Origin of the sequence: Bacillus sp. 16GRE42 (assembly GCF_019837435.1) — a bacterium.
Taxonomy (GTDB): domain Bacteria; phylum Bacillota; class Bacilli; order Bacillales; family Bacillaceae_G; genus Bacillus_A; species Bacillus_A wiedmannii.
Genome location: NZ_JADAXF010000003.1, coordinates 82,469 through 101,079, shown reverse-complemented (window position 1 = coordinate 101,079; position 18,611 = coordinate 82,469). Strand labels below are relative to the sequence as shown.

Below are 18,611 nucleotides of genomic sequence, written 5' to 3'. Positions count from 1 at the left end.
TTTATTTATTATGAACGTGTTTTTCATTCTTCTGTTTTATTGTGTTTTTTTACTTCTAGTTGCTCTAGTTTTCTTTTCAATGTCTCTACTTGAGCACTATATGATGCAATACCTAAATCGAGTGAAATTTCCTCAACAAAAGTAATACCTTCTCTCCACTTTTCATATTTCAAACGAAGATCCGCAATGTATACCTCTTTCCTTTCAATTTCGTCCTCAATCCATTTTTTTATCGCCTTGTCATCGCTATAATTACCAAAATACATCCTCATTAAAAAATCTGAACGTAAAACATCTTTCTCTACATCTGTTTGCATGTATTGATAAAACTCTTCACGCCCTTCATCTGTAATAAAGTACATTTTCTTATTCGGTTTCCCTTCTTGCATAATAACCTCTTTCTTTATTTTCCCCTCTTTTTCCAACTGTCGTAACGTTGGATAGATCATTCCAAAACTCCCATCAAAAAAATGAGTAAATACGTCTTCGAACACAATTTTAATATCATAACCAGACAATTCTTTTTCCATCAATAAACCTAAAACAACATCTCTTCCCTTCAAAATAAGACCCCCACATAGTATATAATCAATAATCATATTAACAATATTAATATGATTATTGATTATATACCCTATTCTATTAATTGTAAAATGTTTCTAAATAAAAGAACACCCTGTAATTTTATTGTTCAAAATTACAGGGTAGCTCTACTTTATATTTCATATACAAACTTTGTACTATTTTACAACTTCATCTTGATTAGCTTCAAAACCTTCTGTCTTACCCTCTTTCATTTCATAATAATACGAAGGTAATTCTATACCATGCTCTAAGAAATAATCCTCAATTAATGCAATAATGATTTTTAACGTTTTCACACGAGCATACAATTTATCATTACTTTCGATAATTTCCCATTTCGCATTTGGCTTATTTGTTTTTTCAAACATGTCTTCCATTGCTTCAACATACTCGTCCCACTTTTCACGGTTACGCCAATCTTCGTCTGTAATTTTCCATCTTTTCAAAGGATTGTTCTCTCTATCTTTAAACCTCTTTAATTGTTCATCTTTACTAATATGATAGAAAAACTTCCCGATTATATAATGATCATCTGTTAATAGTTTTTCAAAATCATTAATCTCATCATACCCTCTCGTCCACTCTTCCTTTGTAGCAAACCCTTCAACACGCTCCACTAACACACGTCCGTACCATGAGCGATCAAAAATAGTAATTTGCCCGTACTGAGGAAGTTTTCGCCAGAAACGTTGCAAGTAATGGTACCGTTTTTCATGAGGTGCTGGTGCTCCAATTGGATTTACTTGAAACCCGCGCGGATCAAGATGTTCCGTCACTCGCTTAATCGCTCCGCCTTTTCCAGCCGCATCCCAGCCTTCCATAACGAGCATAACCGCAATTTTTTCTTCTTTTACAATTTGCTGCAATGCTAATAAGCGCCTTTGATATTTTTCTAGTCTCTTATTGTACTTAGATTTCGATTCAATTCTTTTCGTTACATCTACTTTAGCAAGATATCCATTTTCCATAAAACAAATCCCCCTTGTTGTATGACAATGTTATTTTAACATATTATTGGAAATTTTTTCACATTAGAAAAAACTGTGTAGAAAAATCTCTACACAGCTTCCTTCTCTAATTGCACATCTACTTCAATATTCTCATTTTTATTTTTCACAGCTTTTATAAAGAATACAGCAGTTAACATAACGGTAATAACCGCACCTACCATATAAGATGTGTTTAACGGAATATTAAAACCAATTTTTGCATTTAAAATGTAAATGAAAGTCATGAGTTGCATGACTTTCGCGGGAATTAAGGAAACAACATACGGTTTCCCTTTTATGAATAAATACATCGTTCCAATCCATCACGCAATTGCTGCAGTCGATTGGTTAGCCCAAGAGAAATATCTCCATCTTATTCACAAAGAGAGACTATATTTTTTTACAATTGAATTATGGTATACCCTCTCAAAAAAAGAAGATAATAACAAATAAATCCGTTACAGAATGGGAGTACTTTAAAGATGAAACGAAAAATATTTTCTCTCTTTGCACTAATCTGTTTCGCACTACCAATACAAGCTAGTGCATACACATTTCACTCACTACCAATTGAATCAAAGTCTAAACAGTGGTATATCGAAATTGACAAATCTCATAACGCAAACAAGCAAGCAGTGCAGCCAAAACAGGGTGTATATGATACATATAGTTTACTCGTAAAAAACATCGGTAATGATGTATCAAATGTATCAGTGGAAATACTTGATAACACTCCTACCTCTAAAGCTACTTTTAATCCTACTACGTTAAATAGCAACGTTTCTAAAAGTCAAACAAGCTCTGACTACATCGTATTCCCTTTAGACTTTAATAGCCATAATTTTAAAGTCGTCATTACTTGGGAAGAAAAAAATTTCTCATACAACGGTCATCCGGTAAATGAGGGGGAACAAATGAAACAAACATTTGTGTTTAATGAAGAATAAGCCCTAATTTGATTAGGGCTTATTCTTCATTTACAAAACCAGATTGAATCGCTTCTGTTACTTCTTTTGTGATTTCTAGTTCTGTTGCTTCCGTACTAATTTTCTTGTCCCAAATATGTACGGAAGGCTTTTCGTTACAAAGATGTTTTACTAATACTAGTTGATTATATGTTAGCTTATTTTCTCTATGGGTGGCGATATAGATTGTGAAATTTTTTGCTTCAAAGACCTTTTCCTGCAAAGTGTATTGGCTGACCAATTCCTTTGCTACTATATCGTTCAAGTTTTCTATAATCATATAAGTTATTCTCCTTTCCCTTATATCATCAATCAACTCGTCGAATACTTGGTACACATAATGCTACTCCCATTGTTACAAGTACTAATATAACTAGTGTTATAATCGTTATCTCGCCACTTATGACAATAGCTAACCATCGTTATCGAACTACCTAAAGTCGAAAATAATTGCCCAATCCATAAAATATTAATATATGGTGACACTTTAACCGGCAATAACAATTTACCAATATAACTTACATTTTTCTCTGTTCGTATTTCTCCTTGCATACCTCTCTCCTCTTTTCAAATTAAGTTAATATCGATTATAAAACAGAAAATTCAATCTTAAATAATTTTAATTATATATGAAACTGTTAAATTATTGGTAAAAATATAAAAAAGGTGTTTTCATAAATGAAAACACCTTTTTTATTTATAATTTTAAGTTCTTCTTCAATGTCCAATACTTTTCTTGAGCATTTTCAAATGAAAATTCTACCCAACCGTTTGGATCTTCACGATATACATTTACTTTCTTACCATTTTCTAATTTTCCAACTTCATTTTGTGTAACATTCGGTACACTCTTAATTGTATAGCCAAATGGATATGGCACTTGATAGTAAGAGCCTACTAATTGAACAGTACCTGTTGCATCTTTTGCATAATCTTTATATGGAATGTCTTTTCCTAATGCCTCTACATTTAATGTATTAGGATTTTTCGGTAATCGTTTTACATTTTCATAATCTTTCTTGTTAAACGGTTTAATACGCTCCATAATATTAGCGATTTTGCCAGCCCATTCTTTATCTGTTGCATACTTTTCATTCATATCAGGTAATGTGTAACCGCTGAAATAATTTGCACCTTCTTCTAAGTAGTTCTTCCTTACATAATCAGCATTGTAAGAAATACTTTCCTTATATGACGGTAAATATTTTGCATATGCAAATGGGTCACGATCATATGCTCTTAAACCAAATAAATTATGTTTACGATATGCAATTTCTGATTTACCGTACGCAGATTCTAAGATTGCATGTGCAGCTAAATATAGTGCGCTCACACCGTACTCATTTTGTGCTTGAATAAAATCTTTACCAGTTCCAATAAGTGGACTATCCGAATGCGATTTTTTAATGAAATTATCAATCTCTAGTGCCGTTACGTTAGATGGCAAAGTTACGTCTAAATTAATATACGATGGCTGTTCAACAGGAACATCATTTTTAATTTGCATCGCTTTATATAATAATTGTGCATAGCTTTCACGTGTTAATACACCCGATGGATCAAATCCTCCAAGCCCATTCCCTACCGATACACCATTGGATTGCAATGCACTAATTGCTTCTTTTGCCCACCAGTGTGTTGCATCTATATCATTAAATGTATGTGGTGCTTTTACTTCTAATTTAAATGCTCTTTGCAAAATAACAGACATTTCAGCACGAGTTAATGATTCTTTCGGTCTAAACGTCCCTTTACCATCACCTACGAAAATCCCCATATCTGTTAATGCCAAAATTTCTTTTGGGAACATCGTCGTTCCTGCGCTAATATCAGAGTATGGATTTTTATAATCGCTTTTTAATTCTGGTTTTAATGCGCGATACATTAATGCTGCTACTTGCTCACGAGTTACAACGTCTCCAAAGCCAAATTTACCATTATCGTAACCTGCAATAACCCCTTTTGACGTTAAATCAGTAATCGCTTCAAGTGCCCAATGATTTTTCGGAACGTCTGGAAACTCTTTTGTAGATGCAAACGAAGTTGCTGGAGCCAGCACTACTTGAAGTGCGACTGTCACTGCTAACACATTAGAAATAACTTTTTTCATAAATTGTTTAACACGTTTTCTATATGCTTGTACCGTGTTAACTTGCCTCCCTTTATCGTATAATTTTCCCTATTAAACTAACAAACTCTTAATTAGTCAACAGTAAAAGTATACGTGATAAAAATAAACTAATCTACCTTTATTTTATTCATAATCAGCATAATACGATATATCTTTTTATTCCGATATAAAATCACAAAAACTTACATAAAAAGCCCACCTCTATATAGACGATGGACTTAACAATCAACATTGTTATTTCGTTAAACGAGATTTTGAAACATCAAAACCTTTCCACTCATAATAATCTAAAATACCCGCATAAATTGCCTCAGCAGCTATTTGTCTTCCAGATTCTGAAGCTAACTTCTCATAATCCGCGCTGTTATCTAAAAATGCTAGCTCCGTTAGTACTGCTGGCATCTCATTTTCTCTTAGTACATAAAAGTCTTCTGGTTTCACACCACGATCTCTTGTATCTAGAGCTTTAACTAATCGCTTTTGTATTTTATCAGCTAACATATAACTATCTTTTTCACGCTCAGTTAATTCTTTCTTTTCAGATCCTTTATAATAAAAAGTTTCTGTTCCATGTCCATCATGTTTTTGAGAAGCATTTGCATGGATACTTACAAAAATATCTCCATTATGTTCTTTCGCGAAATCCACACGATTTTTAAGGTCTTCTCCTTGTTTTTCACCAAGACGAATATCTGTTTCACGTGTTAACATCACACGGAATGGAGTATGTTTCTCTATTAAACTTTGTAATCTTTTAGATGTATCTAATACAATATCACTCTCATGTAATCCTTGTGTTGCTTTCCCAGGATCTGTTCCTCCATGACCTGGATCAATAATAATCATCTGCTCTACTAAAGGATTACCTACTTTAAGTGAGTCAGCCTTTGCAATAAACTGTGCTGCTTCTGCTTTCGTTACAGTTTTCTTAGGCTCCCACTTCTCACCAGTACCAAGAGAGATGCCTAATTCAACTAGGATGTTAGCTTTTTCTTTACCCCAGTTTAATGTTTCTAAATCTTTGAATTTAGTTGCTGGAGTACCGTTTACTTTAGACTCTAATTTGTAAGCTTCTACAAGAAGAGATGCCATTGAAACTCGGTCAATTTTCCCAGTTGGGTCAAAGACGCCTGGGCCTTTCCCTTTAACAACACCAGCTTTTTCTACAGCTGCGATGAATGGAGTGTACCAATCGTTTTGAGAATCACCGAAAGATGGTTTAGCATTTTTATCGATTGGTAAGTTTAAGATTTTAGCCATCATTGTAGCTGCTTCTGCACGAGTGATTTCTTTTCCAGGCTCGAACATTCCTTTATCGTTACCTGTAACTGCACCTTTATCTACTAAATAGTAAATAGAATCTTCTGCCCAATGTTTAGCTACGACATCTGGAAATTTTTTTGTTTGTGCGAAACTACTAGATGAATAAGTTAATATACTAGCTGCAATTAATCCTGCTGCAATTATTCTATTTTTCATAGAATATATTCCCCTCTCAAGTACAATGTATTTATATAACAGACTAATTATAGTTCTGAAAATTAGTAATAGTCAATTGAAATTTGTATAAATTTGTATTATTATTGTATTTTTTGTCATATATAACTATAGTTAAAAACTATAAGATTCTTATTTTATAAGAGGAGAGGTTCCCATGAGCAAGGATTGGAAAGATATAGAACACCGTATGTATACAATGTGTATGATTCAGCGTAATAACAAAGTATTGCTAATACAGCGCCCCGATCATCTAGGATTCCCTGGTTATATCGCTCCTGGCGGTAAAGTAGATTTTCCAGAAAGTATCGTCCAAGCTGCTAAACGAGAAGTAAAAGAAGAAACTGGATTACTTGTTTCAAATTTAACTTTTAAGGGATTAGATGAATACGTAAATCCGAAAGAAAATGTTCGATATATGGTATTTAACTATTGGACAGATTCATTTGAAGGTGAACTCCTTTTGAATCCTCCTGAAGGCGAATTATTATGGGTACCAATCGAAACAGCATTAAATCTTCCTATGCAAGATTGGTTTAAAGAAAGATTCCCATTATTTTTTGAAAAAGTTACGTTTGAAATTCAACGCGTTTGGGACCGAGACTTAGATAAACAAGTTACTATGACAATTACGCATACATAAAAAAAGCTTGGAATCTCTCCAAGTTTTTTTACTTCTTCTCTATTTTCTTAATCTCATAATCAATTTCTAAAAACTTAACTCCAAATATCCACATTCTATGATTTGCTTCTAGTAGTTGATCCGTGCACTCTTTCATAATAAAAGTCTCTGCTAACGGTAAACGTATTGTAAAGAAACGAGTATGTAAATAAATCCCCTCATCCCCCTTACCATTTTTTCTCAACTTACTAGTAATAATGAAATCATTACTCTTATTACATAATTTTAAAACCCCCGTCATATTCGAATATGGTAAAGGTAATGCAATATTCATATATGTCTCGCTCTTATATGTGTGCTTTGAGTAAAGAGCTACAAAAATAGATTCTCCTGCTTCATTTTTTCTTAGCCAAGCCCTTACATTCTCCCTTCCATCTTTCTCATCTATTATCCCAACGATAGAGCCATGCATCGTTTCCCACTTACCGCCCATTCCTAAATGTATTTGTCCTACACGCTTACTCATTTTCTCATAGCAAAATGCAACCGGACGAAACCAACGAGCCCACTTAATATGCGATTGTAACTCATACTCTTTTGTATTTTCATAAAAACGAGTAATACTTAAAGGAATCTTCGTCACGTCAAATGCCTCACTATGAAAATCATTCATTTTATCAACTAAACCTTTGTATTCCTTGCTATCTATTAAATTTCTGTTATGTAAAAATGCTTCACCAACTGTCGCATTTCCTCTTAACCCGCTCATTGGTTTCCCGTAATATTTATAATTCGGGGCACTATTTTCAATCATCCAGCCGACAAATGCTGGTAACGCTACTCCAATTCCATTGACAACACCGTGAATCCAAACCATTTGAGCAATTGTAATCATCAGTACATGTTTCAAATTCCCATACGAATATATAAGTGAAAACATAATTGTTACCATGAGTGTACTAGACGATATGATCAGGAGAATCTTTGCACTGATAGCATTAAATTTCGTGCGCCAAACATAAATCCCATAACCATAAATAGCACATAAATATAGGAACACTGCAAAAAATTCAAATACTCTTGAGTACGTAATCCCTATTGCAACTGTCATAGGTGAAATGACGATGACAAACATAATAGCATCATATACTTTACTTCTTTTTTCTCTTTTTCTCCCAATTAAACCAGCTGATAACGGCAATAGAAATGCCGAATAATGAAAGTGTGCAGCGGTAAGCAAAACAATGTCAGAACTAAAGTGCATAATGGAAAGCTTTGCTACTGAAGCAAAAAACCAAAAACCACCTAGAAACAAATAAATAAACGCACTATCAATAGCTGTCTCTTCTAACTGTTTCCATCCTCTTTCTAGCACTCTACTTACACCAAATAACGCAATAATTCCTGTATATACAAACCAAAGTATCGCAAAGAAATAGTGATTTGTTACGAAAGCTAACGTTGCACTAATTGCTGCGATTGGATATAACAGCGATACAAATTTATAAAAAGATACATACGATCCATTTCTTGTTTTCTTATCAATGATGCAAAATGACATCGGTATAAATAACAAAATAGATAATAATATAATTGCTTCCACTGGGTTTATATTTGACCACTCACATATTAGAAAAATAATATAACAAGCAAGCCCAACTATTATATTTTTCATAACATTTATTTCCTCTCCACAAATGTTCCCTTATATGAAAATAATGAACCAATTAACGGATTGCGTACTTGTACATGAATTCGAAAACATTGTAGTGTTTCATCATAACTTTCCACAATTTTGGCCTCTCCGTATAAAAATCTAGGTAACAGGCATTTTCTTCCAAACATGTAGAACCATTGTTTCTTTGAAGAAATATGTATTGCCCCCACCTCATCAATATGAAAATCCAACGTAGAAACAAGTATGTGCGGTTCACCAAAATAATCTACAATTTCATTATTCTCTTCATCCAACTGCATAACGGCGTTAAAATATCTTTTTTTATTATGAAAATAAAAAGTACGATTCCACCGCACAAGTTCATTTCCATGTTCATCTCGCTCAGCGGTATTATGTATTGTAAATGGCACTTCCTTCCCCCGCTCAGAGAAAAACATTCTAAACTTCGATGCAATTTTTAATATCAATTTCACGAAAAAAGAACCTCCGTAAATTTCATCCATATTTCCTTCTCCAGTAAAGCTATTTTCTTCTGTAATTTCATAGCGTTTCTGTAATTTTGGATGAAGCTTTTTATAAGAATCCCCTAATAGTCTTTCATACATATTAGCCATACATTATCCCTTTCTCTTCCTCTTGCAATTTTTTGCGCTTGGCAAATTCGTGCTATTTATATAACCGACAATTGATAACCCCATTAGTAGAACGTTTAATGTAATTGGATTAAACGGCTCTGTAAAGCTTACGATATTCGTAAAACCCGCCGCTATCGTTAAGGCTATTAACATAAAAATATGTACGATAAATACTTTTCGTTTTTGAAATGGCAACAACCATATGACACCAAAAATAAGTTCTAGTAATCCAATTATTTTAAGTACAAAAATACTATGTTCAGTTGAACCAATCATCACAGATAGCATTTTTACTTCTTCTGAATGAGTAAACAATAGTTTCGGCACTATTCCTTGATACATCCATACAAAAGCAAATAAAAAACATACGAGCCAATATGTCATCGTTCTTCTAATTAGTAATCTCGGATGAAGTCCCTTTTCTATCCATAATTTTAACGCATCAAAACTCCAAGCAGTCGCCCAGCCTAATAACGGACGAAACATATAGAAATCTATTACATTTCCTATACGACCAAACCTCGTATCGTAATCATATTGCGTCTCAAAATGAATGTATTCTTCACGCGGTGTATACTTCCAATAACCACGCCCTATTTGAATAAGTGATAATTTATTATCTGTCCAAAATTTTAAAGAAGAAATTCTTTCACCCGTTTCTTTTCTTATTTCACCTATCGATTCCCCTTCACCAGCTATTTCAAGTCCAAATCCAATTTTAGTTTTATATAAAAACTTCTGCGGTTCTCCTTCTTTTTTCTCTAAATACGAAATTTCAGTAAAGCGAGCATCCCATTCTGTATGTATATCTGGTTCCTGTGTATATCCCCATATTTTTTCCATTGTTGTGTTCATTTCTGCCGAAACATAAATAGGCTTTTTCCCCTTCATTCTTCCACCTCCTATGCACTATAAATTTAATGTACATGCTATGAATTTATTTTGCTACAGTTTTCACAAACTCCTTCAAGAAAAGAAAGAATTTTTAAAATTTATACAAAACACTTGATTCCCCGAAAAATTTAAATTATTATAAAATAAATGTTACCAACAACTTCATAAATCAAACACTCTCGCCTAAAACGTGAGATAGAGGTTGCGATACTTATGATTATTCTAATGGAGACACAGAGATGTCTATGAAATTAGATGAAAGGAAGTATTGCCGAAATCGATAATTTTCTCTGCATTTATCGATTGGGGCTGTTTTCGAATAGAAACAGAACTGTCATATGTACAGAAGTGTATGTATGAAGAGCTATCTACAAAAAAGAGATATCATTTTTATGGTATTCCTTTTTTGGCGGTTTTTTTATTAGCTCCGTTTTCTGTTTCCCTTTTCCTGTAACAGCACCATCCTCACTTATTTGAGATGGTGTTTTTTGTTTTTCTCTGGTAACTACAGGAATATTGGGATCTATATATGTCCTAATCTATTCTTAAAAATGGATGAAAGAAGGAATTCGTAATGGAAACGATTGTACAAAAATTTGGTGGCACTTCTGTTGGAAGCGTTGAGCGCATTCAACATGTAGCAAATTTAATTATTGAAGAATATGAACGAGGACATAGCATCGTCTCTGTCGTTTCAGCAATGGGAAAAAGCACAGATGAACTCGTAGCACTTGCTAACGCGATTTCAGAAAATCCGAGTAAACGCGAAATGGATATGCTTCTATCAACAGGAGAGCAAGTGACTATTTCATTATTAACGATGGCACTACAAGCAAAAGGCTATAACGCAATTTCATTAACTGGATGGCAAGCTGGTATTACGACAGAATCTGTACATAGTAGTGCACGGATTACTGAAATTCATACAGATCGAATTCAGTCTTATCTTACTGAAGGCACGATTGTTATTGTAGCTGGCTTCCAAGGAATCAGCGAAAACCATGAAATTACAACGCTTGGCCGCGGTGGTTCTGATACAACTGCTGTTGCATTAGCTGCTGCACTGAAAGCAAAAAAATGTGATATTTACACGGATGTGACCGGTGTATATACGACGGACCCACGAGTTGTAAAAGATGCTTATAAATTAGATGAAATTTCTTATGACGAAATGCTAGAACTAGCAAACCTCGGTGCTGGTGTATTACACCCGCGTGCTGTTGAGTTTGCTAAAAATCATAATGTCATGTTAGAAGTTCGCTCAAGTATGGAACAAGAAAACGGAACAATTGTAAAAGGAGAATGTAACATGGAACAACAATCAATCGTTAAAGGTATTGCATTTGAAGATAATATTACACGCGTCACAATGAAAGGATTGGAACAAGGTGCACTTTCAACAGTTTTCTCTACATTGGCAACAGCACATATTAATGTAGATATCATCATTCAAAGTATTACAAATGAAGGAACTGTTCACCTCTCCTTCTCAATCCATTCTAATGATTTAAAAGAAACATTAGAGGTATTGGAACAAAATCAAGAAACACTTCACTATGAATCTGTAGAATATGAAAATCATTTAGCAAAAGTATCCATTGTAGGATCTGGTATGGTCTCTAATCCAGGAGTTGCTGCGAATATGTTCACTACTTTAAAAGAAGAAGATATTCATATTAAAATGGTAAGTACATCAGAAATTAAAGTATCTGTCGTTATTGACCGCCTTCATTTAGTAACAGGTGTTGAGGCGCTGCATCAATCATTTATGGCAAAAATTGAGCCTTTAGTGCAGATGAGTTAATTTCCACTAGTAACACTTAAAACAAATTATATGAATCTATTTTCTTCCTATATAAATAGAAACAGGGTAGGACTGTTTTGTGGGAAAGTCGAAGTTATTCTATCGAATAGCAATTACAGTATCAAATTCTTGAAACTACTTGAACATAATAGCATTCACGAAATAAAGTTCATGCGTATCTCAGTAGTAGAAGGTTTTCGAAGTGTTGTTCGTTAACAAGATGTTATATACTATACCTGAAAACACCTTGTCACATTTCCCTACACTGTGACAAGGTGTTTTTTATTTAGAAGAGATTTTAGTATAATTATGGGGAGAATTAAATAATAAATTTATACATATAAGGAGATAAAGACTATGGCAAACAACAGATTACTAAGAATGGACAATGTCAGCATCGTTGTAGAATCCCTTGATAACGCAATATCTTTCTTCGAAGAGATTGGATTAAAACTCGAAGGGCGAGCTACTGTCGAAGGTGAATGGGCTGGTCGCGTAACCGGACTCGGTTCTCAGTGCGTGGAGATTGCTATGATGGTGACCCCAGATGGCCATAGCCGAATTGAACTTTCTCGATTTCTCACACCATCTACTATAGCAGATCACCGGACAGCTCCTGTAAACACCCTCGGTTATTTGCGCGTCATGTTCACTGTCGAAGACATTGACGAAATGGTATCGAGACTGATTAAGCATGGTGCTCAACTCGTTGGCGAAGTAGTTCAGTACGAGAACTCATATCGACTCTGCTACATTCGTGGAACCGAAGGAATTTTAATCGGTTTAGCGGAACAACTCGGTAACAAGTAAGTAATGTTTTATAAGAAGTCTTTACTGAAATAAAAATATTTAAAAGAACTTCTTGATTAATAAAACTTAGATTTTCAACCCCGTCCTAGCTTTAAAACGGGGTTATACTTGTTTGAGCTTTTTAACATACTATCAACATCCCGAAATCATTATAAAACAATTCAATTACTTGTTATACTCTTTCCTAAGAAATATAACTAGCTCTTCTCACTTTTTATCATATATATCTTTTCTTTTAAAAAACGATCTGAACTCATTCAAAATAACTTTCTTCACGTCAGAGTAAAAAACCATCATGAATAGTGCTATTCCTAATAAGATCTCTTGCATTCCTTCATAATCAACGAAAGCACTCACAATTAGCAAACCAAACCCAATATAAAAACCAAACTCATTCTCTTTCTCAAAATACTCATCTTCATCAATATGTATTTTCTCTTTTAAATTTCGGTTCCCTTTTATTAACTCATCGAGCGTAACATTATACATTTCGCTAAGCAAAATTAAATTATCAATATCCGGACAGCTTTTATCATGTTCCCATTTATACACAGCTTGCCTTGTCACACCAATTTTTTTAGCAACATCTTCTTGTGAAAATCCTTTTGATTCTCTTAATTTTTTAAGTTGTTGTCCTAAGCTCATAACGTCCCCTCCTTTAACAAATTATTACATAATAGGAGATAAAAAAGAAAGAAACTATTGGTAAAATTCACTGTAAACCATTCGTTTACACAATAAAAAAGAGAGAATAACTCTTTGAGTTATCCTCTCTCTTCTATTAAAACAGATGAATGTTTTCCTTCTTGCAAGCTTCACGTAAATCGTCAGGCCATACAGAAGATTGAACTTCACCGATATGTGCTTTTCGTAAGAAGTACATGCACATTCTTGATTGTCCAATACCACCGCCAATTGTTAATGGTAGTACGTCTTCTAAAATACCTTTATGGAAATCATACTCACGTTTGAAGTCTTCACCTGTTTTCGTTAACTGCTCATCAAGTGATTTACTATCAACACGAATTCCCATTGATGATAATTCGAATGAAGATTGTAATACTGGGTGCCAGAATAAAATGTCACCGTTTAATTTCCAATCATCATAATCAGCTGCGCGTCCATCATGCTTTTCACCTGAACGAAGTGCATCACCAATTCCGATAATGAATACTGCACCATGCTCTTTCGCAATTGCATGTTCACGATCTTTCGGTGTTAATTCTGGATATTTATCTTCTAGTTCTTGGGAAGTGATGAAAACAATTTCTTCTGGTAAATACTTTCCAAGGAACGGATACTTTTCAAATAAGTGGTCTTCTAAATCTTTGAATATTCCATAAATTGTTTGTACTGTTTTTTGTAAGTAGTCTACAGTACGCCATTCTTTTTGAACGATTTTTTCCCAATCCCATTGGTCAACGTAAATGGAATGTGTTGCATCAAGTTCTTCATCACGACGAATTGCGTTCATGTTTGTATATAAACCTTCACCAGCTTCATATCCGTATTCATGTAATGCGAATCTTTTCCACTTCGCTAGTGAGTGAACAATTTCTAATTCTTCTCCTGAATGTAACATATCAAATTCAATTGGGCGTTCTACACCGTTTAAGTGATCGTTTAATCCTGATTTTTTCGTTACGAATAATGGTGCAGATACGCGGAATAGTTCAAGGCGTTTTGCTAATTGATCCTCGAAAAATGTTTTAACTTCCTTAATTGCGATTTGAGTCTCTCTTACTGTCATTAATGATTGATACATGGTGGTTTCCTCCTAAAATGTTTGGATGTTGTGAAAAGAAGCCAACAAAAAAAGCCCTTCTTTCCCAAAAAACTGGGACGAAAGACTTTGGTTCCGCGGTACCACCCAAATTAGCAACAGAGGTTGCTCACTTATACAATACGGAGATGAAATATCTCGATACTGTTCTTCTTGTAACGGCGAAGTTCCCGGCTAAGTCTACTTTCCTGTAAAGGATTTCGGTTAGCAACTCCAGGAGGTTCTTCATAATAGGCTTCGTATCAGGCTCACACCACCCCTGACTCGCTTAGACTACATCCTACTACTACTCGTCCTTTCATAGTCGTTTTGTTGTCACATCTCTGAAACATTTTATTAATGATTATTCTATACAAAAAATAAAGAAAGTCAACAAAAATTTAAAAATATTTTTCAATTCTTTATTTTACGGCTTTATTGATTGTTTTCAATATAACATCTTCACTTCTTTTGCCTTGTCAATCCAAAAAACGTTTCACTAACCGAGACTAACATATACACAACAAGTAATGTAATCGTTCGAAATATAGAATCCGCAGTATTTCGTATTATTTTCATTTTCTTTGTAATTCCTTTCAGTTTACTTGCAAATTCATGTTATACTATAGCATTCAAGCAGTTTATTTTTACTTAAAGTAATCATAGTCATTTATAAAGAGTATTTTCTAAATCATTGACTATTATCAAATAAGATTTTTATATAACGGAGTGATCATATGAGTAAAACGAAAGCAAAACCGAAAAAAGGTGTAGGGCAAGGTACAGGAAGTAAAGGATGGAATCGTTGGCAATCAAGTGCAAAGAAAAAGGCAGCTGCAAAGCCATACAAAAGTAAAGGTACAAAGAAGTAATTTAAATAACATTTGATTTCTTTACTTTGTACAAAACAAAATATAATTATTACAACAAAAAAGCTATGCACTCATACATTTGAAGGCATAGCTTTTTATATTAAATCATTAAAATATCTCGAATTTCTTCCTCCGTGATTGATGATAATTTCTCTTCTCCCGGCTCAATCACTTGAGCGATTAAATTTTTCTTACTCTCTTGCAGTTCATGCATTTTTTCCTCAATTGTTCCGTGGGCTACTAATTTTATAACTTGTACTGTATTTTTTTGTCCCATTCGATATGCTCTATCTGCTGCTTGTTGTTCAACAGCTGGATTCCACCATAAATCGTATAATATAACCGTATCGGCACCCGTTAAGTTAAGACCCGTACCACCAGCTTTTAAAGAAATGAGAAATAGATCCCCTTCCCCCTCGTTAAATCGATTACATAGCTCTACACGTTCTTGTGATGGTGTACTCCCGTCTAAATAAAAGTATGGAATCGCTTGACGATTTAACTCACGACCAATAATAGACAGCATCTTCGTAAATTGAGAAAAGATTAAAATTCTCTTACCAGTACTTCTACATTCCTCTAGTATCTCTAACAGTTGTTCAAATTTAGCTGAACTCCCCTTATAATCATCAACGAATAAAGCCGGATGATTACAAATTTGTCGCAGTCTCGTTAAACCAGCTAAAATTCTAATTTTATTTTTACGTAACGTATCTTTATCTAAATGTTTTAACGTTTCTTCTCTTAACTTCGCTAAATAAGCAGCATAAAGCCTCTTTTGATCTGGTAATAACTCCGATGACTGTAAGTGCTCTATTTTATCTGGAAGCTCCTGTAATACGTCTTCTTTTAATCGTCTTAATACGAAAGGTTTAATGCGCTTCGCTATATCTTCGCGCCTTAAATCACCGAATTCTTTTCTTCCTGGTAATAATTCCGGAAATACGACATGGAAGATAGACCATAACTCTTCTAATGAATTTTCGACAGGCGTTCCCGTTAGTCCGAAACGATACTCAGCTTGAATCGTTTTTACCGCTCTTGCAGTTTGCGTTGTAGGATTTTTAAACGCCTGTGCTTCATCAAGAAACAGTGTATGAAATGGCCTTGCATACGATCTTATATCTCTTCTCAGTAATGGATATGACGTAATTACGACATCAAATTCCGCTATATCTTTTAAGATTTTTCGCCGCTCTGTTTGATTTCCATCTGCAATCACTGCTCTAATATGCGGAGCGAATTTTTTCAATTCACTTAACCAATTATAAACAAGAGATGACGGAGAAACGACTAATATAGGCAGCTTCTTCTCTCTAATTTCAGGCAAAACAGAATCTATAAAAGCAATACTTTGCAGCGTTTTTCCAAGCCCCATATCGTCTGCTAAAATACCACCAAAACGGTAATGGGCAAGTGTTTTCATCCACTCGAATCCGTATACTTGATACTCTCTCATTACAGCATGTAAAGTTTGCGGCACTGTAAACTTTAATTTTTTCGGATTTTGAATACTTTCAACTAAATCTTGCACAGATTCATCTAAACTTAAAACATTACCTTCGTGAAGTCCACTCATCCATTTCACACTCCGAATAAGCGGAACATTCACTTCTTCCCCGTGTAAAAATTCTTTTCGAATACCCGATTCTTTTACAAACTGATTAATTTCATTAAACTCTTTGCTCTCTAGTGATAATAAAGAACCATTCGCTAATCGGTAATATTTGCGTTTCTCTTCAAGAGCGACTAATACACCTTTAATTTCTGCTTCCGGTATTCCTTTTATATCAAAACGAAATGATAACCAATCAATTCTTTCTTTTCTTCTCACTCTAATAAGTGGTGCTGTATCCCCTTTATGAATACGTAATTTAATTGCTGTCGTCGCATAAATATCAACTAATCCTTTTAACGACGGAACGACGTGATATAAAAAGTTATACTCCGCCTCTTCATTATGCATAAAGTAACCGCCTTCTGTTTTCGCAAAGGCACTTTCACTCATAACGTCTAAAATCTCTTTTTCCTTTTTCTCATCACGATTAAAAACAGACGGCTGTCCGTCTTCTTCTAACGGATTGATCATGACGTTTCCATAATGAAATTCAAGACCTGCTAACAAACGATTTTTCACACGATCTAAATACAGTTTTGCTTTTAGCGACGGCGTTTCAACACGATCTGATATTACTTTATCAATTCGTACCGTTCCAAGTTTCATTAATCCTGGCACAACTTTCGCTACAAAATGTTCCATCTTACTTTCAGGAATATAAAACTGATTGCTATTTGAGCGATTCATCATCTTTTGCAATTCAATAAGTCGCATACAATCTTCCATAGGTAAATGATATAATTTCCCATCGTAAAGAGCGTTGTTATACATTTCCATAACTTGAACACGATTTAGGCCGTCTATATGAAGTGTGAATCCACCATTATTTCCTTTCGTAAACTCAAAATGTAATGGCAATAAACCGTTTGAAATTTGTAAGCCCTGAAACTGTTGTTCATTTTGTTTCAGTTGTACATACTCAACTTTAGAAAGTGAAGAGAGCATATCTTTCCACGAAGCTGGCGGTATGAATATCATACTTTCATCTTGTTTCGCATGTACTTCTAGTGCATCTTCATACATTTTTTCGTTATGATATATTTTAATGAGTTGTTGTATAATCGCGTCCGTTTCTTGTTTAAAACTATGTACATCTGGCGTGTATGTAAATTCATTGGAACAATGAAAAGTCTCTCTTTTCTCCACTTTAGAAAGAAATTCTCTAATCTGATTTATAAAATATGTTTTCGCAAGTTTTAACTGAATTCCAAGAAGGGCCCCACCGCTTTTCGTTGCTACTGGTGAACAGATAAACGCCACATCTAATATTTCACGTGTATCAAAACGGTGTTGTTTACTTTTGGGCCTCAGTGGTTTTTCTGCAAACAACTGAAACATCCCGTTTGTTAATTGATCACTTCTGCTACTAACAGAGCCCATGCCACCCGTTTGCTGATTATAATTTATTTGTATTAGTACGGCTGCAACATGTTGACAGTACGTTTGAAAAGACGCTAATGAAGGACAACTGCATCTCGCAACTACATCACCTTTTTTAGCTTTTTCTACTGTAACATGAAAATCTTCATTCCCTTTTACCGTCGCCTCACAAATTTCTTTCGTTTCATCATAATGATTCACAATTACTTTATTTGCTTTATAATAAGCTTCGCCTCTTTTATATGAGGTCTCTCCGCATACTTCTTTTATAATCGATTTATTTAATGTAAAGCTCATTGTTTTGACACTTCCTTAATGTAAAACCATTTTCTCTTACTTAACATTTTACATGCTCAACGAGAAAATATA

At 34.2% G+C, this 18,611-nt stretch carries 16 protein-coding genes, 2 pseudogenes, 1 riboswitch and 1 other annotated feature; of the genes and pseudogenes, 5 read left to right on the top strand and 13 right to left on the bottom strand.

Going from position 1 to position 18,611, the window contains the following annotated elements; all coding sequences use genetic code 11:
• Nucleotides 1-23: 23 nt before the first annotated feature.
• From ILS93_RS17190 to ILS93_RS28720, 3 genes and pseudogenes are all read right to left on the bottom strand, one after another.
• Complete coding sequence (locus ILS93_RS17190) at nt 24-563, bottom strand: PadR family transcriptional regulator (protein WP_098103673.1); 540 nt, start codon at nt 561-563, stop codon at nt 24-26.
• Nucleotides 564-740: 177 nt separating this feature from the next.
• Nucleotides 741-1,553 (bottom strand): polyphosphate kinase 2 family protein, encoded by an 813-nt coding sequence (locus tag ILS93_RS17185; RefSeq protein ID WP_064476456.1) that lies wholly within the window; start codon nt 1,551-1,553, stop codon nt 741-743.
• Between the two features lie 89 nt (nt 1,554-1,642).
• Nucleotides 1,643-1,945: pseudogene (locus tag ILS93_RS28720) on the bottom strand (carbon starvation CstA family protein); the annotation flags it as partial.
• 111 nt (nt 1,946-2,056) lie between these two features.
• Here ILS93_RS28720 and ILS93_RS17175 point away from each other — a divergent pair.
• Nucleotides 2,057-2,521: a hypothetical protein gene (locus ILS93_RS17175; protein WP_064476458.1), complete on the top strand. Its 465-nt coding sequence runs from the start codon at nt 2,057-2,059 to the stop codon at nt 2,519-2,521.
• A 19-nt stretch (nt 2,522-2,540) separates the two neighbouring features.
• Here ILS93_RS17175 and ILS93_RS17170 read toward each other — a convergent pair whose 3' ends face one another.
• From ILS93_RS17170 to ILS93_RS17155, 4 genes and pseudogenes are all read right to left on the bottom strand, one after another.
• Nucleotides 2,541-2,819, bottom strand: a complete 279-nt coding sequence (locus ILS93_RS17170) for a hypothetical protein (RefSeq protein ID WP_098111222.1) — start codon at nt 2,817-2,819, stop codon at nt 2,541-2,543.
• 134 nt (nt 2,820-2,953) lie between these two features.
• Nucleotides 2,954-3,091: pseudogene (locus tag ILS93_RS17165) on the bottom strand (MFS transporter); the annotation flags it as partial.
• 145 nt (nt 3,092-3,236) lie between these two features.
• Entirely contained in the window at nt 3,237-4,649 is a 1,413-nt protein-coding gene (locus ILS93_RS17160; protein ID WP_103655436.1) for an S-layer homology domain-containing protein, read from the bottom strand.
• Nucleotides 4,650-4,904: 255 nt separating this feature from the next.
• On the bottom strand, nt 4,905-6,149 hold the full coding sequence (locus ILS93_RS17155) for an N-acetylmuramoyl-L-alanine amidase (RefSeq protein ID WP_098111224.1): 1,245 nt from the start codon (nt 6,147-6,149) through the stop codon (nt 4,905-4,907).
• 175 nt (nt 6,150-6,324) lie between these two features.
• On the opposite strand from ILS93_RS17155, the gene ILS93_RS17150 reads away from it, so the two are divergent.
• Nucleotides 6,325-6,810, top strand: a complete 486-nt coding sequence (locus ILS93_RS17150) for an 8-oxo-dGTP diphosphatase (RefSeq protein ID WP_222660972.1) — start codon at nt 6,325-6,327, stop codon at nt 6,808-6,810.
• A gap of 28 nt (nt 6,811-6,838) precedes the next feature.
• Here ILS93_RS17150 and ILS93_RS17145 read toward each other — a convergent pair whose 3' ends face one another.
• Genes ILS93_RS17145 through ILS93_RS17135 form a run of 3 tightly spaced genes read right to left on the bottom strand, consistent with a single transcriptional unit; the run spans nt 6,839 to nt 9,993 of the window.
• Nucleotides 6,839-8,464 carry a YndJ family protein gene (locus tag ILS93_RS17145; RefSeq protein ID WP_103655435.1) on the bottom strand — a complete coding sequence of 542 codons (1,626 nt, stop codon included), beginning with the start codon at nt 8,462-8,464 and terminating at the stop codon, nt 6,839-6,841.
• Nucleotides 8,465-8,469: 5 nt separating this feature from the next.
• Complete coding sequence (locus ILS93_RS17140) at nt 8,470-9,081, bottom strand: DUF4166 domain-containing protein (protein ID WP_064476464.1); 612 nt, start codon at nt 9,079-9,081, stop codon at nt 8,470-8,472.
• Between the two features lie 3 nt (nt 9,082-9,084).
• Nucleotides 9,085-9,993: a DoxX-like family protein gene (locus ILS93_RS17135; RefSeq protein WP_064476465.1), complete on the bottom strand. Its 909-nt coding sequence runs from the start codon at nt 9,991-9,993 to the stop codon at nt 9,085-9,087.
• A gap of 191 nt (nt 9,994-10,184) precedes the next feature.
• A riboswitch (Lysine riboswitch) is annotated at nt 10,185-10,371 on the top strand.
• A gap of 199 nt (nt 10,372-10,570) precedes the next feature.
• Between ILS93_RS17135 and ILS93_RS17130 the strand changes: the two genes are divergently transcribed.
• On the top strand, nt 10,571-11,800 hold the full coding sequence (locus tag ILS93_RS17130) for an aspartate kinase (protein ID WP_064476466.1): 1,230 nt from the start codon (nt 10,571-10,573) through the stop codon (nt 11,798-11,800).
• A 357-nt stretch (nt 11,801-12,157) separates the two neighbouring features.
• Entirely contained in the window at nt 12,158-12,610 is a 453-nt protein-coding gene (locus tag ILS93_RS17125) for a VOC family protein (protein WP_064476467.1), read from the top strand.
• A 207-nt stretch (nt 12,611-12,817) separates the two neighbouring features.
• On the opposite strand, the gene ILS93_RS17120 is transcribed toward ILS93_RS17125, so the two are convergent.
• Together ILS93_RS17120 and asnA are read right to left on the bottom strand one after the other, a co-directional pair.
• Complete coding sequence (locus ILS93_RS17120; RefSeq protein ID WP_064476468.1) at nt 12,818-13,255, bottom strand: helix-turn-helix domain-containing protein; 438 nt, start codon at nt 13,253-13,255, stop codon at nt 12,818-12,820.
• 136 nt (nt 13,256-13,391) lie between these two features.
• The gene (gene asnA / locus ILS93_RS17115; RefSeq protein ID WP_061676615.1) at nt 13,392-14,375 is read right to left on the bottom strand and encodes an aspartate--ammonia ligase; all 984 of its coding nucleotides are present in this window, start codon (nt 14,373-14,375) and stop codon (nt 13,392-13,394) included.
• A gap of 70 nt (nt 14,376-14,445) precedes the next feature.
• Nucleotides 14,446-14,704, bottom strand: a binding site (T-box leader).
• Nucleotides 14,705-15,109: 405 nt separating this feature from the next.
• Here asnA and ILS93_RS17110 point away from each other — a divergent pair.
• A complete protein-coding gene (locus ILS93_RS17110; protein WP_000047588.1) occupies nt 15,110-15,244 on the top strand; it encodes a DUF3934 domain-containing protein in 135 nt (44 codons plus the stop codon).
• Between the two features lie 100 nt (nt 15,245-15,344).
• On the opposite strand, the gene ILS93_RS17105 is transcribed toward ILS93_RS17110, so the two are convergent.
• The gene (locus ILS93_RS17105) at nt 15,345-18,539 is read right to left on the bottom strand and encodes a DEAD/DEAH box helicase (protein WP_222654992.1); all 3,195 of its coding nucleotides are present in this window, start codon (nt 18,537-18,539) and stop codon (nt 15,345-15,347) included.
• Nucleotides 18,540-18,611: the final 72 nt, after the last annotated feature.

Excerpts from the sequence above, each read along its gene's own strand:
- ILS93_RS17185 (WP_064476456.1), bottom strand. The coding sequence starts at position 1,553 with ATGGAAAATGGATATCTTGCTAAAGTAGATGTAACGAAAAGAATTGAA.
- ILS93_RS17175 (WP_064476458.1), top strand. The coding sequence starts at position 2,057 with ATGAAACGAAAAATATTTTCTCTCTTTGCACTAATCTGTTTCGCACTA.
- ILS93_RS17170 (WP_098111222.1), bottom strand. The coding sequence starts at position 2,819 with ATGATTATAGAAAACTTGAACGATATAGTAGCAAAGGAATTGGTCAGC.
- ILS93_RS17160 (WP_103655436.1), bottom strand. The coding sequence starts at position 4,649 with ATGAAAAAAGTTATTTCTAATGTGTTAGCAGTGACAGTCGCACTTCAA.
- ILS93_RS17155 (WP_098111224.1), bottom strand. The coding sequence starts at position 6,149 with ATGAAAAATAGAATAATTGCAGCAGGATTAATTGCAGCTAGTATATTA.
- ILS93_RS17150 (WP_222660972.1), top strand. The coding sequence starts at position 6,325 with ATGAGCAAGGATTGGAAAGATATAGAACACCGTATGTATACAATGTGT.
- ILS93_RS17145 (WP_103655435.1), bottom strand. The coding sequence starts at position 8,464 with ATGAAAAATATAATAGTTGGGCTTGCTTGTTATATTATTTTTCTAATA.
- ILS93_RS17140 (WP_064476464.1), bottom strand. The coding sequence starts at position 9,081 with ATGGCTAATATGTATGAAAGACTATTAGGGGATTCTTATAAAAAGCTT.
- ILS93_RS17135 (WP_064476465.1), bottom strand. The coding sequence starts at position 9,993 with ATGAAGGGGAAAAAGCCTATTTATGTTTCGGCAGAAATGAACACAACA.
- ILS93_RS17130 (WP_064476466.1), top strand. The coding sequence starts at position 10,571 with ATGGAAACGATTGTACAAAAATTTGGTGGCACTTCTGTTGGAAGCGTT.
- ILS93_RS17125 (WP_064476467.1), top strand. The coding sequence starts at position 12,158 with ATGGCAAACAACAGATTACTAAGAATGGACAATGTCAGCATCGTTGTA.
- ILS93_RS17120 (WP_064476468.1), bottom strand. The coding sequence starts at position 13,255 with ATGAGCTTAGGACAACAACTTAAAAAATTAAGAGAATCAAAAGGATTT.
- asnA (WP_061676615.1), bottom strand. The coding sequence starts at position 14,375 with ATGTATCAATCATTAATGACAGTAAGAGAGACTCAAATCGCAATTAAG.
- ILS93_RS17110 (WP_000047588.1), top strand. The coding sequence starts at position 15,110 with ATGAGTAAAACGAAAGCAAAACCGAAAAAAGGTGTAGGGCAAGGTACA.
- ILS93_RS17105 (WP_222654992.1), bottom strand. The coding sequence starts at position 18,539 with ATGAGCTTTACATTAAATAAATCGATTATAAAAGAAGTATGCGGAGAG.